Here is a 15,441-nt window from a genome sequence, read left to right as displayed (position 1 = left end):
CTCATTTAGCGCCGCCTTCAAAATAAATCCATGGCAACTTGGACCCAATAATCTCCACCATAATCCGAGGTTTTACCCGTGATTTTTTCACAATTCTATATACATTAGCCCCATCTGCTTTCTGTATATAATACTCATATGAACACTTCCAGCATAGCAGAGACCACTTCTTCTTTTCCAGGTACTTAATATAATCAGAAGCTGTTATTCTCTTATATAGACCTTTTTCGATAATTCTACCATTGACATCTATACGCATTTCCCTTAAAAATGTTTTTCCCTCCGAAAGCTCATATATTTGATTGTCTTTCTCATATATTGCAAAATATCGTGTACTTTTAATTTTGTCGGGTGACTGCGATTTTATAGAATCTCTTTTATCAGAGACACTATAACCTCTGCCGTGACAATTCTGAGCACAATTCCCATCTACATTTTTTATCTTGGTTTCTTTTCCTGACTGGCTATTTTTTTCGTTTGACTTTTCTCCCCTCTCCGCCTCATTTTTTCGTTTCTCCTTTTCTTCTTCAAGCTCATTCTCTTGGACGATTTGTGATTCTTCTGCTTTCTCTGTTTTATTTTTTAATGCTAAAGATTCAATTTTCTTCTCTTCAGAGTCCTGTGTCTGTGCAGTAACAGCCCTCTGCTGTTCTCTTTCTCTAAAAAGTTTACCTATCTTTTCTGCATAAACAACCTTTGCCACCTCTCGCATATGTTCAAATCTTTTCCGCGAAAAGTTTTTCATAAGATCCAGCTTAAGCTGTTCCCAATAGTTCATATCCCACGCGGCTTTGTCCAGGCTCAAAGGCGTCAGCTCTCTGTATGATTCAAACAGCCCGTCCATATTAGTGCAATACTCATAATCGGGCTTATACTTTTCAAATGTCGGATCCACATCCAGACAGTCCACAAATATATACCTGAGCCCTTTTATATCGTTGGCATCCACACATTTTCTTATTTCCGTCAGCATCCGAACTCCTCCATCAACTATGATCGTCAAATTTCAAGAATCTGGTCAATTTCTTCCTTGTTTGCCTCGATCCACTTGAGCAGCTTTCTGTTCTTTTCAAGCTCTGCTTCTTTGATACGCTGGTCATTGGCGCACTGTTCAAGCTCCTGATACTTCTTCTGTATCAATTCATCCAGTTCATCAAAGATCTCTGAGAACTGATCCTTGATTCTTCCAATCTGGTCTTCAGCATACTGAAGAGCATCTTCAATCCCCTCATCAAGGCTCCTACGAAGCCTGCTGACAAGCCCTGTCTGGATAACCGCTGTATCGACAGAAAACTTTTTGATCTGTTCTCTTCTCTCCTCGAAGATGTCTCTCATTACTGTCTTGTATTTAACAACTGTCTTATATACATCCACCTCCTTATAATCATCGACATCTTCGTATATATCTTTTTCTATATACTTAGGCTCCCAAAATTTGAAAAATCCAAAAAAGCCCTCTCTTTCAGGATTTCTTACTCTTCGAGTCCCGCGCTTTTCCCGATGTGACCCTATCTTCTCTTTCCTGGTTCCAGCTTTAACTTGTTCTGTTCCGTCCGGAACTTTTTCTTCTTCCTGTCCTACCTTTTCGTAGTATACCCTCTCTTCATAGGAGACCTCTCCCACATCATCTACAACCTCTGCCGCAAAGTCATCGGAACACCAGGCCGCCACATTCTCGCGCATATTATTCAACACGCCGCGTATCAGATCTGCAGTACTAAAATCCAGTTCCTTCTCTTCTGCTCCATCATCGATTTTGCACAGCTTCTCCTGATATTCTGCAAGAAGCTGTTCCCCTGTCTCCATCACCTCATGATTGATGACACTCTCCAGCTCAGAAGTCATTTCAGCAATATAATCAGAGCACATGGTAGAGAACTGTACCACAAGACGTTTTGCCTCGCCTTGATCTGTGATCGTGTCTCCATACGGGGCGAAGACGCGTCCCGTCTTTCTCGTGGCCTCCCCCTTTAATAACTCCGCCTTGTTTTTTATCTTTTCCATAGGATTTAGGGCCGCAATCTTTTCCTTGAAAACCTCGGCTTCTTTTCCATTGGCAATTTTAGTCCGTACTGCCTCCGCTCTCCTGGCGCAGGCTTTGGCCGCTTCCTCGTCTGTAGCTACCTGTGTTTTCGCCTTTGTCAAAATTTGTGTGCTCTCAAGTGTTTCCTGGAAAGATTCAACCAGGTCTTTCACTTTTTTTGTTTTCGCATATTTTTTTACATAGGCTGTGATCGCAGCTTCAATTGAACAGATGCCACAGTGTATCAGCGCCTGCTCTTTTGTGTCTTCATTTTCCTCTGCCTGGCTCAGCCTGTAATCCAGCTCTCTCTGCGCACTCGGCGACAGTGTTGAGTAGGTCTCCAGATGCATGGACGGATACTCTACGAACTTGTCTATCATCGGGAGCGTGTCTCTTGCCGCCTGAGGAAGCTTTTTCTCCTCCTGTCTCGACAGGCTGTCAATGTCAATCCCATCGAAGTAAGTTCGTATATTCAATGCCGTGAAAGCTGAGCTCGGAAATATCTGCGGATCCTCTATGCCATAGGAAGCCAGGTAATTTTTAGCCGCATTGATAGCCTTGCCGATATCCTCCTCCTCAGGATTAAAGCCATCCATCTTGTTGATCACAAATATAAATCTGTCTCTTACCTGTTTCCCGCCTTTTCGGATCTGTTCTGCCACATAAGTCAAAAGTGCCGCATCATCATTTGTACTCAGCTGCGTGCCATTTAACACATAGAGGACAAGGTTGTTCGAGTCATTGTTGATAGCGCGGTAAGTCGTATTTTTATGGGCCTGGTTCTGAGCATTATTAGGTCCCGGAGTGTCAATAAGGGAGAGTGCCGTATCTCTCGCGTCAAGAAATGGAATGTTTCCACTTGCCATGATCCGGGAAACCTCCGGATCATCATTCAGCTCGCTCATCTTATCGTAGGAAAGCTCCGGCACTTCCTGGATCAGCTCTCCGTTTTCATCATATACGGCAGCTGAAAATATATCCCCGTCATTGTCAAGGATCTCTGTAATGGTCGCAGTACACGCTTCGTTTTTGGACGGCATCAGGCGTCTTCTCAAAAGAGCATTGATCAGAGTTGATTTTCCGGAGCTCATCGTCGCGATCACGTTTATCGGGAAAATGGTGTTATTAATATTTTCAAACGCCTTGATAAGCTTTGGATCCCGGAAATCATCTACCGGACCTTCCTGAAGATCCGAAAAGATCTTGATGATCTTATCATTAATATCCGCATCTGATTTTCCCTGGATAAATTTCATATCAAGCTTTTTGATAATACCGGCGTCTCTTGCGTGGTTAAAGGAATCCTCAAAATCATCCCAGTCCAGATCCATTCCATAGAATTCTATCTGGAATTCTACTGTATTTAGCTCTTCGACAAGCATCCTGGGAAACTCTCCTATCCACTCCTGCATCCTCTTTCCTTTTACGACTTTATAAAGAGTGCTGTCTTTAGAGATTGTTTTCCCATTCACCTCAATCCGTGTTTCCATCCGATACGGATTATACTTTACATAAATCTGTGCCATCTGCTTTTCCTCCTTCAGCGTATAAAGCTATTATTTTTTCAACAAACGCCATGCCGCTTGTCTTGATCAATTGTTCCTCTTCTGTGTCAGCATTTTTAATTCCCATCTGTCCAAATCTTCTCGTGTAATATGCCGGCAAATTCATCCGTTCAAATTTATCAACATAATTATACAATTCTCTTTTTTCTGACCGTGATAATTCTTCCTTCTTAAAACGTTTGGCCAGATATCCCGCTCTTGAAGAAACCGGACATATGATGGGATCTTTAAATCCTTTCTTTTTTAAATAAGCCTCCTGCGCTTCTATTGCTGAAATCATATTTTCTTCTTCCACATTAAATGCATCAATTTTATTTACAACAAAAATAATCTTTTTCCGCCCCACACATTTTTTCACAAAATCCAAATGCTCGTCCTCGTCATTTGTTCCAAGCTGCGTGGCGTTCATAATGTAAATCAGCAGCTGATATTTTTTCTTCTTGATCAGCTTGTCTGTAAGCTTTTTATGCCCTTCATCCCCGCTGAAATTCACTCCAGGAGAATCATTCACAATAATCCTTTTATTTCCCAGTATACTGTCGAAGTGCGTAGCCACTGCTATTGTATCAGACATATTTTCTTCATTATTATTCATTAATTCCGTCTGACCTGCCGTCATAACCAAATCATAGTCATACTCAGAGGAATATCCATCTTCAAAAGCCTTATTGATGATACAGTGTCTTTTGCTCGTACAGGCCATATTCTGCGAGAGACAGACGTGCTTTCCTGTAAGAGCATTAATAAATGTGGACTTCCCTGCGCTCATGGTTGCCGTCACCAGCACGATATATGGTTCTCTGTGCAGGAACTTAATATTACTTTTTATCAGCCGCATGTACTCCTTTTCATGGCCAAACAAAGTCTTTGCTCTGATTGGCAGCGACACTTTCTGTCCGCTGTTTACCAGAGCCTGTAATATTTGACCTGCTATTTTTCTTTCTTCGGATTTAAGGCAAAAATCCTGGAAATATTTTTCTTTTACCTTTTTCACCTTTTCTTCCGCATCCGCTCCTGCCCGGCCCGACAATATATGCAGCAGATCAAGGAGAATATAATATCGGTAAAAATCTATACCATGCGCATCGCCCTCTTGAATTGTTGCATTCATAATACTGGTATATGCCTGGATTTGTGCCCGCACATATTTTCTTTCTCTCCATCTGCCTGCTTTTAAATATCTCTTTAGCCTTCTCAAATATTCTTTTTTAGTTTCTTCCGCATCATATACGATTGGATTAAAGCCAACAATATGTGACATTGACAAAAAAGCAATATTAATTGTCCTCACCCCCACCTCATTATCAGAATGTTTTTTCTGATATTTCTATGTCATTTTACCACATTTTTATTTGTTTTTGTAACATTTTTAGACAAATTATCCAATTCACATATTGTTTCTTTCACATCATCTCCACATCCTTCCCCTGCATGCGGATCCACCGCTCAACTCCATCTCCAAACACCTCAGCCCTGACGATCACCCCGTCCTTTTCTCTCCTGACAACCTCTGCTGTCGGGAACCTGTCCAGCACCATATCCAGACAGCTCCCTGCGTATTTGAATTTAATCTTCCGCAGCTTCCCGCCGAACATAAACTGGACTCTCTTTCGGAATTCTCCCTCCTCAAAACGAGAAGCATAGGGAATGGAAAAATGTTCCCCTGTGACCTCAAGGCTCTCCAGCCTGTCCACTCTGTAAATAGTGGGGAAGGTATCATCCGGATTCTGGAATTCCAGAGTACGGTCAATATCCTCGATAAAGGCTGGCATATAGAAATAAAATTCTGAGAACATAAGACCTACCGGCATCACCTTTCTCTCCACGATCTCGTTTCCTTTCGTCTTTCGATATCGCATTTTTACAAAATACTGCTGACGGACAGCCTGCTCTATCTTCCAGAGATAATCCAGAAGGCCCTTCCCATGCTGCAGCTCTATATAATGGTGCATCTCATTCTGGAGCAGCTCTTTCACAACCGCCCGCTCTCTGTCATCCGCACAGAGGCTGACCATCTTGTTAATGATCGGAAAAAGCTCACGCTTCATCAAGGCTCTGCTCTCAAGGAGTATTTTTCCTACTGCCAGTATTTCTCTGGCAGACAGGTTTTCGGACACCTTTGTCTCCAGCCTGTATCCCCCTTTTTCTTTGTCAAATACCACCTCCCTAAGCTCACCGTTTTCGTTCTCCTGTTCCTGCAGGAAAGCCTGGATGTCTGCGATATCCCGCTGTATCGTCCTGGCGGAAACTCCATATTTCCTGCTCTCAGCTCCTTTAAAGATCATTTTCCCCTGTTTCAGTTTTGAATAAATAGTCAACACTCTCTGTGCCTTGTCCTGTGCTTCATTCCCCATCTCATACAGCCTCCTGTGCGTTTTTTTACATTATAGAACAGTATATGGACAATATGTGTCATCACGCACCTTTTTCTCAGACATTTTTTGTCATCCAATTCCATATAATGTCCTGTAACAGGACATAAAATTCTGATTATTAGTATAGCATTAGAAATGTCCTATTACAAGACAGGAGGCAGACTGTTATGGCACGGATTATTGACAGGGAGCAAAAAAATATGATCGGCGCAAAGGTCCGCAGACTGCGGCTGGAGAAACATATGACCCAGCAGGAGCTTTCCGACAAGCTGGAGGTCCTGGCCATCTACATCTGCCGGGGCTCCATTTCCCGGATTGAGGACCAGACCCGCACGGTTACAGATCTTGAGCTGTACGGCCTGTCCCAGGTTCTGGATACGCCGGTGGAGGAGTTTTTTAAATAAAGACCCTCTGTTTTCAAAAAAGACAGAGCCCGTTATGAGCTCTGTCCAAAGTGTTCTCTATATACCTTTTACCTCAACGTATGTATATTTAGTTTACCTGTCCTTTCTTCGCCTTATCGCCACATCTTCCTCATATCCCGAGAGATGCCTGTCTGTACTCCAAATCATGATGTGTCCCACAGCCGGTGTCTCTTCTTTATATTTTTCGTAAAAATGTATGATACTCATATCGCCTAAACCCATTTCATATTGCAGTGCATAATCCGGAAATTTTTCTGCTAACGCAAGCAGATCATCCTTTTCCAGTTTAACACCATATAATTTCCACGGAGCTTCATTATTTGCTGTTTTTTCAAGAAATTCTTTGAATATTAACGACCGTTCTCTCCGTATTCTCCCGTCAGCGATATGTGCAATATGGTTCCCACTTTCTATAATCGTGGAAAATGGCAAAATCAAAACCTCTCCACTTTCTACAATCGATTTAAAATCTGCCTTTACCCTTTCTGCGTCAGAGCACTTGCCCGGAATTTCCAGGAGATTCATAATAATGGAAGTATCTATAAATCTTACTCTCATATTACTACACCCCCAACCATGAAGTGTCTGGCGTCTGTCTGGGTTCTTTGATCATTTTGATCAGAGAATTATCTATCATTGCATCTCCAATGCCACCCATTGCAAAAATTTCAGGAAAATGTTCAATATCTATTAGGGAAGCAATGACACTTGTGCCCTTTTCCGCTTCTCTGTAAACAACGGATACTCCTAATAATTTATTTTTATCATATCCGTTTAATAATGTTGGATTATGGGTAGTCAGAATAATATCAATATTCCTTTCTTTTCCAATCCTTTCCAAAGTATTTATCAGAGCATATATTCTTCCCGGATGAATTCCGTTATCGATCTCTTCTACGACCAATATTCCTCCTTTTGGCATAGATAAAATTGCTGCCAAAATCGCGATACATTTAAGAGTCCCATCCGATAGTTTTTTGGCGTCTACAATTTCAGAGACGCTCATATATTTCTCTTTCAGCCCGAAAATAACATCGTCCAACTGCGTTTTAATAAATTCAATGGACTCAACCTCATTTTCCGGCAGATTGCGTACCATATTCAACAGTTCCTTCCTTTTTTCTTCATTCTGACACAAATGGTACAAGACCGGAGAAATATTTTCACAGTTCGATTTTAAATTCATATCCGTAATTCTTACATAATCGCGCATTATCGAAGGAATAGGATTGAGTACAAATATCCCCTTCAGATTATCAAGTACCAGATTAATGTAACTGAGACATTCCTGGTCATGGGTTGTCTCCTGTGGAAGTTTACTTTTTAACTGTGCCAAGACTGAGGACACTCTCATACACATGATATCCGGGTTTTTCCCTGCTTTTCTATTGTTGTACTCTGCTTTTATATCACCGCTATCCTTATTTGCTTTTTTTGTCCTAAATATCTTCTCACCGTCCAACAAGCTCAGGCTGCCATTTTCAACCTTGTAAAGTGCTTCTTCCTCAACCCAGACTCTTTTATTGGTACTGATCCGTATATAATAGTACAAATCAAAGTTTTCATCCAAATCCACAAGACATCCCAGCTTAAATGAGGATGTTCGAAACCGACAGCACGAGCTGCTGCCCCCTCGTATATGACTGTCGCTATTTCGTGTGCCATCGAGGATAATACTTAAATCCAGACCTGTTGCGGCTTCAGACAATATCTGAATTCCTTCAATAGCGTTGCTTTTTCCTGACGAATTTGTTCCGATCAAACTTGTTACAGATTCCAAATTTAATTCTGCCTTTTCAAAGCTTTTATAGTTCTCAAAAATAAAACTTTTAATCATAGTATTTTCCGCCTTATACAGTATTTACTCTAACTACTATAACAAATTATAACATAGGTATATTATAATATACTTATATTATAATCTCCATATTTTTCTCAGTACAATCTCTAAAAGCAGGCTTCTTTTCAAAATCCCCTACTGGCTCCTCATGCCCATCGTTCTCCTGTGCCTCACCGTGCTCCTCTACGCCGTCATCAATCTCCTCGAGACGTTCTGCCGCAGGCGTATTTCCGGGGTGGTTTCCAGCAGAAACAGGCAGCAAAAAAGCAGCCGCGTCCGAAAACGCAGGCTGCCCTACATATCCATTGTTTCTCCTGAACTCTACTGTGCCGTCGGCAGCTTGTTCAGCTGCTCCACGATGGCATCCAGTCCCTCATCGCTGAAGGGATACCTGTAGGTAGTCTTCTCCTCCTTCGTGGCGTCATAGCAGAAGGGCCCCTTCCACACTGTCAGGAGGAACTCCTCCTTCTCATCGCCGGACACCTTCTCGATCCGGTAGTTCCATTTCCCCTTGCTGCCGTGAAATTTGGACTTTTTGTAAAAGGCAAGAGGAAAGATCATCTGTCTCGTAACCGGCATAGCCGTCCCTTCCTTTCCTTATATCTCCCTATATCATATCTCATCAGATCTCAAAGGTCTCCATGTCGTCCGGCACATACAGGCTGCCGCGGTAGAATCCTCTGCCCTCGCTTGTGTAGAGCTCTTTTCTCCTGGCGATATTCTTGTCCTCTGTGTGATAGAGGATCAGGTTCGGTATCTGGAGCTGCTCGGCTGTCTGACAGGCTTCCTTCACCGTGCTGTGGTGCTTTTCATAGGGGCCGAACTCGTCCGCCTCCCCGTACAGACAGAATGCCTCATGCATGAGCCAGTCGCTGCCCTTCACAAATTCATAGTCCTTCTCATTGTAGGGCTCGTCCCCGGCGCAGGTAAACTTCACGCCGCCCGGCAGCATGGCGGTAAAGCCGTACTGCTTTGCCTTTGTGGAATAAATATCAAAAAATGTCACCGGACATCCTACGATCTCCCTTGTTTCGCCGTGCTCCACCGGGATGAGCTGGATGCGCTCTCCGATGTGCTTTGTCACCTTTTTCTGGATGGTGAGGTCTGTGATGGTCCTGATGACCGGAATGAGGTCGGCGTGGCAGTAGATGCGCAGGTCCCCCTCGTATTTTCCCTTGTTCATGTTCTGCCCGATCATGCGCACGAGCCAGATCAGCCCCAGCAGATGGTCTATGTGCTCGTGCGTGATAAATATATCGTGGATGTCCTTCAGCGGGATGCCCGCGTCCTTCAGCCTCTTTAAGATCTGGTTTCCGCCGCCTGCGTCCACCAGGAAATGTCTGTCTCCGTCGGAAAACGCGAAGCAGGTGTTGTAGACCTCCGTCACCGCCGCATTTCCGGTCCCTAATATCGTAAGCTTCATATGATCTTCTCCTTCCTGAAATCCTGCCTTACTATTCTAACATATCCTTCCTTATTTTTTCATTAATTTCATTGACTTTTTTCATTTTGAAAGCTATATAGAAAGTAAGAGCAGTAAAATGCGCAGATCAAAAGAAAGTGAGTGAGCGCCGATGGACATTAAAGTTACGGAGGATATTTCCTCAGAATTTATGGGGATCGTCAGAGATATCCTGGAGGATGAAGAATTCCGGAAGCTGTCCGGCTACATCCAGCACCTGAAGACGACACGGCTGGTCCACAGCCTAAATGTATCCTACCTCTCCTGGAAGATGGCCAGAAAGCTGGGATGCGATGAGCGGGCAGCCGCAAGGGCAGGCCTTCTCCACGATTTCTTCCTCTATAAATTCAGCGATCCAAAACCGGTAAAGGAATTCCAGGCATTCTACCACCCGAAGGTGGCTGCCAGGAACAGCCAGGAGCGGTTTGACATCTCTGAGAAAGAGCGTCTGGCGATCCTGTCACACATGTTTCCGCTGGGTCCCCTCCCCACAAGCAGGGAGGCCTGGATCATCACCTGCGCGGACAAATTCTGCGCCACGGCCGAGCTGTGCTGTCTGCCTGTGGCCTTTGCAAAGGAAGGCCGCGTTGTGGTAGGTCCGGCCTAGCAGAGCAGAAAGGGCAAATAAAGAGGCATCCTGTCCCTGTGGGTTCTCAGCTTTACCGGGAAGGGATGCCTCTTCATATACAAAAAAAGTATACGCAAAATAGTGAAAAAACTTCTTGCATTTTAGAAGAAATACGATATAATATTAGTTGTGGCTTTTGTACAAAAGCTGTCAAGCCGGAATAGCTCAGTCGGTAGAGCACTTCACTCGTAATGAAGGGGTCGTCAGTTCGAGTCTGATTTCCGGCTTTTATTTTTTTCAGTACAGAGCAAAAGAGGGGGCCTAGCAGGCACCCTCTTTTCTCTTCTCTACTCCCCCGCAAAATGGATATCCACCACGCATATCTCCGCCTTTGTACCCACCCTCATATTGGGGCCAAAGAGTCCCGCGCCGGAGGTGACGATACTGTGCATCTGGTCTTTTTTCAGATAACCGCAGGGATTCTCCCACAAAAACTTCATAACGATATTGCCGGGGAACATCTGCCCATCGTGGGTGTGGCCGCCCAGGTCCACATCCACCCCGGCATCCGCCAGCTCCTGCAGCTCCTCCGGCTCATGGTCCATCACAAGGACAGGCTTTGTCTGGTCCATGTCGGCCGTGATCTCCTCCGGCGTCTTCCGGACTGTGATGCCACGTCCCGGCTTCCCCGCGTCAGCTCTGCCAAAAAGGTAGAAGCTGTCATCGACGAGCACGCCCTCGTCCTGGAGAAGCGTGATACCAGCCCTCTCCAGAAAGGCGTCCATCCGCGGATCGCTCTCTTTTTTCCCGTCTTTGCTTCCAAAGGTAAAGCCGGCCAGTATCTTCTCCTGTATGTCGTGGTTCCCGTAGCAGGCGTAGACGCCGTACCTGGCGGAAATACCGCCCAGGATCTCAGCCAGTCTGTCCGGGTCCTCCAACGCCTCGTATTCATTGTCAAAAATGTCTCCCGCAATGACTACCAGGTCCGGGTCCTCCCCGTTGATCTTCTCCACCATGTCCTCCATCTGCCTGCAGCCGATATTGTAGCCCAGATGCAGGTCCGCCGTCAGCACCACACGCAGGTCTCCCAGCTCGCCTGCGGACTTGTCAACCGTCACCTGGTACTTTGTTGTGTGGATGATCCTGGCGTTCACCACGCCCCAGAGGGACAGCGCGGTGACCAACAGTGCTGCCGCGCCTCCTGCTATCGCCCTCCGCCTCCGGACCAAAGACCGGTCTTCCGGGCTCTCCTCTTCCGGCGTCTCCCCGCGCCTCCCGTGGCGGCGCCGCAGCCAGACGACAAGGCGGACCAGCTCCGCACAGGCCAGGACAAGCACCGCGTACAGGAGCACGCCCAGCCAGTAATTGCCGGCGGATTTAAAAAAGCGCTGAAGGCTGCCGGCCGGAAGAAAAAATCCTACCAGCAGAGACGTGGCAAAGAAAAGGTACACCAGGCCGGCTGCCACACGCACCGGCCTTTTCCCAAAAAGGCCGTGGCATGCGGACAGCCACTGTATGAGCCTCCAGAAAATATAGACATTTACAAGTATGTATAGGGGGGATAAGTATACTGCAAGCACGCTGTTTTCTCCTCGTAATCTGTAATGCCCTTTCCGCTGTTGGGATGTCTGGCCGAGTAGACATTGTCAACAGTAAAGGCTGTCAAAAGTATCAGGCACAGGGGTATCAGGACCCAGGGCCTGATGCGCTGGATCTGATTGTCCAGGAGCGGAGCCAGCATGTAGACAATGGCAATGCCTCCTATGCCGAAGACAAGCAGCCCCTCCGCACAGATCCTTCCGTTCAGGTTCAGGAAATAGCCGCTGTAATCCCACCATCGCTCCCCGTTGTGGAGGATTTCAAGGACAAAGGAGGTCGTGTACTCCACGCAGCCGCACAGGACGACTATGCCGATAAACTCCAGCACAGGCCGTTTCCTCAGCCTGTTGAGCAGCATCAGGATCAGCACGCCCCCTCCGCCGTAGATAGGCAGCCATGGCCCGTGGAGCACGCCTCTGTTGACAAATTCTCCGTCTGTCACAAGATGAAGGCTGACCTCCCAGACCCATCCGATGGCGGAGAAGATGAAAAACAGAAGGACAATGGACCATATGGAATAGTGCCTGAGATAGTGGATCGTCTCGATCCGCTGCCTCTTCTCCACCTCCGGCACGGCGGAAAGTCTGCTGGGATAAGCTTTTCTGTCCACGGCATCCTTTAAGAGCTCCATCTTCACCAGGCGCCCCTGCATCTGCTCATATTCTTTTTCTGTTTTTGAATTGGTGAGGAGCACCCCCAGCTGATCCGCAAAAAACTTCCTCACGCCGGACAGCTTCAGGATATCCTTTGGCCGGCGTATCAGGGCCGATATCACATCCTCATAAGCCAGATAGATCAGCTCGTCCTCCGGCATCTCATACAGGTACGTATCGTTGAGGAGCTCGCTGCCCTTCAGGTGGGCCTTCTTCGCCTCCGCCCGCATATCCGCATAGTACTCGCTGAAAAAGGCTGCTCTGTAGGGATTGGAATACAGGATCTCCGAGATCCCGAATGTGGCGCCCCCCAGGAGGAGCCACGGAAAGAAGGACATCTCAAAGACAAAGCACTCCCACTTGTGCCCCTTCATCATCCTGCGGGACAGGCGGATAGCCTCCCCCGGGGCGATGTCCGGGTTTTCCGCCGCAATGTAAGGCACCAGGTAGTAGGAAAAATATTTCACGAAGCCGCCCACGATAGTCAGACTCCAGAGCAGCTGATAGAGGGATGCCAGAAACATGGTGCAGCTCACCTTTGTCCACTTTTTCACCCGCAGGAGAAACAGCATGCGCTGGAAGGGCACCTTCTCGTAGACCCTGCCCTCCAGGAACACGCGCCTGGATATCACCTTAAAAATATTGACAAAGAAAAACCATATAGAAAAGAGAAAAGCTGCCCCCAGAAGGATAAAAATGAGGATGGCAAGATTCTCCGAGCCCGTCAGGGAGTGCAGCGCCGCCAGCATACTGACCACGATAGAGCCGGATGTCACACTGTTCACCAGACTGGCAAGCACTCCCCTGGACCTCCCAAAGGCCGGATTTCCGGTCCTGGACCTTTCAATCTCCTCCGCCTTGAGCTCATCAGACAGAGCCTTCCCGTCCTCCTCATCTCCCGCCAGCATATCGTACATCACGTCCGCAAAGCCCTCGTTGATCCCCGACGGCCTCTCCAGCCGTTCCTCTGTGTGGTACGATCCGGAGGCGGGCGTAACGTCCAGCACGTTCAGGGAGGAGGTGAACTCCGATCCCACATAAGCCGCGATCAGACATATCGCCACATACATGATATAGTGTCTCTTTAAGGCTCTTCTGGCCTTTCGTTTCATCTCTTTTCTCGTTGGCATGCTGTTCCCCCTCATCCTTTGCGGCCTCCTGACCGGAAGCCCCCTCCTTTAATCTCTCTGTGCAGTGTGTACCGTGATCTGGTTGTAGGGAATGCTTATCCCCTCCTGGTCAAAGGTCAGTTTGATATCCTCCAAAAGCTTCCAGCGTATATTCCAGTACTCGTCCATACGGGTCCAGGCCCGCATGCCCAGTACCACACTGCTCGTCCCAAGAGAGTCCACAAAGACGGACATTTCCATATCCTTCAGTATACCGGGCGTATCCCGCAGCATATCCTCCAGTATCCTCTTTGCCTTCCTCAGGTCGGACTCATAGGAAATGTCGATCCGCAGATCCAGCTGCCTCTCATCCTTGGCGGTCACATTGGTGAGGCTGTTGTTGGTCAGCATTCCGTTGGGGATCACGATAGTCTTGTTGTCCACCGTGGTCAGCTTTGTGTGAAAAAGCTGGATTTCCTTCACCGTGCCTTCATTTTTATTGTTGTCCTCTATAATATAGTCGCCCACGACAAAAGGCTTCAGCGTCAGGATCAGGACGCCGCCCGCAAAGTTGGATATCACATCCTGCAATGCCAGGCTGACAGCCACTCCCGCCGCGGCCAGGATAGCTGTGATGGACGACAGATTGACGCCAAAGCTTGTCACCACGAGGATGACGAGCACTGTGTACAGGCCGTACTTGATGATGGAGTCTGTAAACTGGCTCACTCCCGTGTCCGCGTTGGAGCGGGCAAAAGCCTTCGCCGTCAGCCTGCGGACAGCTCGTATGATATATTTCCCCACAATGAACAGGAGGACCGCAAAGAGGATCTTAAATCCAAATCCGATCATGTCCGGGATATGGTCCTCTATAAACCGGATAAACAGATTGACGTTCTCTACGGTCTCCTGGGTCGTCTCGGTTATCTCCTCAGTATTCACAGGTGTTTTCCTCCTTATAGTGCAAATAGGTCTACTCCTTCAAAGCAAGGAAGGCGCTCAGGTTCCCTCTGTCCCAGCCGGTCACCCTGTGGGAGAAAAGGAGCTCCGGGTTGCAGCAGGTACACAGATTGGTCACGGCAATGTGCTCCGGCAGGAGTCCTGCCTTCAGGAGATTGAGCTCATTGGCCCTCCACAGGTCAAGCTGGTACTTTCCCTTCTCCCTCTGCTCGTCCTTCTGGTAAAACAGCTCTCCCCACTCTTCCGGGGCATAGCTCTCCCTGAACCGGCTGACCACATCCTCGCTGACCTCGTAGCAGTCCTGACAGATGGAGGGGCCTACGGCGGCCAGGATGTCCTCCGGCCGGCTCCCGAATACTTCCTCCATCCTTTTCACAGTCACTCCGGCCATATTTCCAACAGTCCCCCTCCAGCCGGAATGGGAAAGGCCCACTGCCTTTCTTACCGGGTCCACAAAATAGAGCGGGACACAGTCCGCGTAAAAGGTGACCAGGCACAGCCCCGGCGCCCGGGTGATCATACCGTCCGTCTCCGGCAGGCTTTTCCCCGCATCCTCCGCAGTGACGAGCGCCACATTGGTGGTGTGGGTCTGACAGGTGTAGACCATCTTCTCCGGATCCACACCGATAGCGGAGGCGATCCTCCTTCTGTTCTCCTCCACGGCCGCCGGGTCGTCTCCCCTGTGGGTGCTGATATTCATGGACGCGCACCCTCCCCGGCTGACTCCGCCCAGTCTGGTGGAAAACCCCTGATCCACGAGCCCCGTCCGTTCCAGAAGAGGAAAGGAGAGATAGGGGACCCCGTTCCTCTCCCTCTCGTCAAATATATGCCTCTCATCCCTGTATCTTAACCCAATGCCCAT

15 protein-coding genes and 1 tRNA gene are annotated in these 15,441 nt (G+C 47.4%); 3 read left to right on the top strand and 13 right to left on the bottom strand.

The window, feature by feature from the left end:
- Nucleotide 1 precedes the first annotated feature (1 nt).
- From B5E62_RS01105 to B5E62_RS01090, 4 genes are all read right to left on the bottom strand, one after another.
- A complete protein-coding gene (locus B5E62_RS01105) occupies nt 2-973 on the bottom strand; it encodes a hypothetical protein (RefSeq protein WP_087172915.1) in 972 nt (323 codons plus the stop codon).
- Nucleotides 974-999: 26 nt separating this feature from the next.
- Nucleotides 1,000-3,549: a dynamin family protein gene (locus B5E62_RS01100; protein ID WP_087172914.1), complete on the bottom strand. Its 2,550-nt coding sequence runs from the start codon at nt 3,547-3,549 to the stop codon at nt 1,000-1,002.
- The gene (locus B5E62_RS01095; RefSeq protein WP_143468784.1) at nt 3,524-4,849 is read right to left on the bottom strand and encodes a dynamin family protein; all 1,326 of its coding nucleotides are present in this window, start codon (nt 4,847-4,849) and stop codon (nt 3,524-3,526) included. The genes B5E62_RS01100 and B5E62_RS01095 overlap by 26 nt, the downstream gene beginning before the upstream one ends.
- Before the next feature lie 142 nt (nt 4,850-4,991).
- On the bottom strand, nt 4,992-5,942 hold the full coding sequence (locus tag B5E62_RS01090) for a helix-turn-helix transcriptional regulator (protein ID WP_087172912.1): 951 nt from the start codon (nt 5,940-5,942) through the stop codon (nt 4,992-4,994).
- 188 nt (nt 5,943-6,130) lie between these two features.
- Here B5E62_RS01090 and B5E62_RS01085 point away from each other — a divergent pair, with 188 nt between their 5' ends.
- Complete coding sequence (locus B5E62_RS01085) at nt 6,131-6,367, top strand: helix-turn-helix domain-containing protein (protein ID WP_087172911.1); 237 nt, start codon at nt 6,131-6,133, stop codon at nt 6,365-6,367.
- Between the two features lie 93 nt (nt 6,368-6,460).
- Here the strand turns inward: B5E62_RS01085 and B5E62_RS01080 are convergent, their stop codons facing one another.
- From B5E62_RS01080 to B5E62_RS01060, 5 genes are all read right to left on the bottom strand, one after another.
- Nucleotides 6,461-6,946, bottom strand: coding sequence for a hypothetical protein (locus B5E62_RS01080; RefSeq protein WP_087172910.1), 486 nt, complete (start codon nt 6,944-6,946; stop codon nt 6,461-6,463).
- A 4-nt stretch (nt 6,947-6,950) separates the two neighbouring features.
- On the bottom strand, nt 6,951-8,225 hold the full coding sequence (locus B5E62_RS01075; protein ID WP_087172909.1) for an AAA family ATPase: 1,275 nt from the start codon (nt 8,223-8,225) through the stop codon (nt 6,951-6,953).
- Between the two features lie 73 nt (nt 8,226-8,298).
- Nucleotides 8,299-8,490, bottom strand: a complete 192-nt coding sequence (locus B5E62_RS01070; RefSeq protein ID WP_087172908.1) for a hypothetical protein — start codon at nt 8,488-8,490, stop codon at nt 8,299-8,301.
- Between the two features lie 59 nt (nt 8,491-8,549).
- The gene (locus tag B5E62_RS01065) at nt 8,550-8,807 is read right to left on the bottom strand and encodes a hypothetical protein (protein ID WP_087172907.1); all 258 of its coding nucleotides are present in this window, start codon (nt 8,805-8,807) and stop codon (nt 8,550-8,552) included.
- Between the two features lie 43 nt (nt 8,808-8,850).
- Complete coding sequence (locus B5E62_RS01060; RefSeq protein WP_087172906.1) at nt 8,851-9,651, bottom strand: MBL fold metallo-hydrolase; 801 nt, start codon at nt 9,649-9,651, stop codon at nt 8,851-8,853.
- Nucleotides 9,652-9,841: 190 nt separating this feature from the next.
- Here B5E62_RS01060 and B5E62_RS01055 point away from each other — a divergent pair, with 190 nt between their 5' ends.
- Together B5E62_RS01055 and B5E62_RS01050 are read left to right on the top strand one after the other, a co-directional pair.
- Nucleotides 9,842-10,297 (top strand): HD domain-containing protein, encoded by a 456-nt coding sequence (locus tag B5E62_RS01055; RefSeq protein ID WP_242957681.1) that lies wholly within the window; start codon nt 9,842-9,844, stop codon nt 10,295-10,297.
- 175 nt (nt 10,298-10,472) lie between these two features.
- Nucleotides 10,473-10,545, top strand: a tRNA-Thr gene (locus B5E62_RS01050).
- 60 nt (nt 10,546-10,605) lie between these two features.
- On the opposite strand, the gene B5E62_RS01045 is transcribed toward B5E62_RS01050, so the two are convergent.
- From B5E62_RS01045 to pgeF, 4 genes are read right to left on the bottom strand one after another with little or no spacing between them, the layout of a single operon-like run.
- Nucleotides 10,606-11,838, bottom strand: coding sequence for a metallophosphoesterase (locus tag B5E62_RS01045; RefSeq protein ID WP_087172904.1), 1,233 nt, complete (start codon nt 11,836-11,838; stop codon nt 10,606-10,608).
- Complete coding sequence (locus B5E62_RS01040) at nt 11,799-13,640, bottom strand: DUF975 family protein (RefSeq protein ID WP_087173029.1); 1,842 nt, start codon at nt 13,638-13,640, stop codon at nt 11,799-11,801. The genes B5E62_RS01045 and B5E62_RS01040 overlap by 40 nt, the downstream gene beginning before the upstream one ends.
- Nucleotides 13,641-13,688: 48 nt before the next feature.
- Nucleotides 13,689-14,561, bottom strand: coding sequence for a mechanosensitive ion channel family protein (locus B5E62_RS01035; protein ID WP_087172903.1), 873 nt, complete (start codon nt 14,559-14,561; stop codon nt 13,689-13,691).
- A 31-nt stretch (nt 14,562-14,592) separates the two neighbouring features.
- Nucleotides 14,593-15,441 carry a peptidoglycan editing factor PgeF gene (pgeF, locus tag B5E62_RS01030; protein WP_087172902.1) on the bottom strand — a complete coding sequence of 283 codons (849 nt, stop codon included), beginning with the start codon at nt 15,439-15,441 and terminating at the stop codon, nt 14,593-14,595.

This window comes from Lachnoclostridium sp. An118 (assembly GCF_002160985.1).
In the GTDB taxonomy this organism is placed as follows: Bacteria; Bacillota; Clostridia; order Lachnospirales; family Lachnospiraceae; genus Claveliimonas; species Claveliimonas stercoravium.
This window is presented reverse-complemented; position numbering and strand designations above follow the sequence as displayed.

Bases quoted from the DNA above. Each gene is read 5' to 3' on its own strand.
- B5E62_RS01075 (WP_087172909.1), bottom strand. From the start codon at position 8,225: ATGATTAAAAGTTTTATTTTTGAGAACTATAAAAGCTTTGAAAAGGCA.
- B5E62_RS01100 (WP_087172914.1), bottom strand. From the start codon at position 3,549: ATGGCACAGATTTATGTAAAGTATAATCCGTATCGGATGGAAACACGG.
- B5E62_RS01040 (WP_087173029.1), bottom strand. From the start codon at position 13,640: ATGCCAACGAGAAAAGAGATGAAACGAAAGGCCAGAAGAGCCTTAAAG.
- B5E62_RS01065 (WP_087172907.1), bottom strand. From the start codon at position 8,807: ATGCCGGTTACGAGACAGATGATCTTTCCTCTTGCCTTTTACAAAAAG.
- B5E62_RS01055 (WP_242957681.1), top strand. From the start codon at position 9,842: ATGGGGATCGTCAGAGATATCCTGGAGGATGAAGAATTCCGGAAGCTG.
- pgeF (WP_087172902.1), bottom strand. From the start codon at position 15,441: ATGGGCATTGGGTTAAGATACAGGGATGAGAGGCATATATTTGACGAG.
- B5E62_RS01080 (WP_087172910.1), bottom strand. From the start codon at position 6,946: ATGAGAGTAAGATTTATAGATACTTCCATTATTATGAATCTCCTGGAA.
- B5E62_RS01090 (WP_087172912.1), bottom strand. From the start codon at position 5,942: ATGGGGAATGAAGCACAGGACAAGGCACAGAGAGTGTTGACTATTTAT.
- B5E62_RS01095 (WP_143468784.1), bottom strand. From the start codon at position 4,849: ATGTCACATATTGTTGGCTTTAATCCAATCGTATATGATGCGGAAGAA.
- B5E62_RS01105 (WP_087172915.1), bottom strand. From the start codon at position 973: ATGCTGACGGAAATAAGAAAATGTGTGGATGCCAACGATATAAAAGGG.
- B5E62_RS01060 (WP_087172906.1), bottom strand. From the start codon at position 9,651: ATGAAGCTTACGATATTAGGGACCGGAAATGCGGCGGTGACGGAGGTC.
- B5E62_RS01085 (WP_087172911.1), top strand. From the start codon at position 6,131: ATGGCACGGATTATTGACAGGGAGCAAAAAAATATGATCGGCGCAAAG.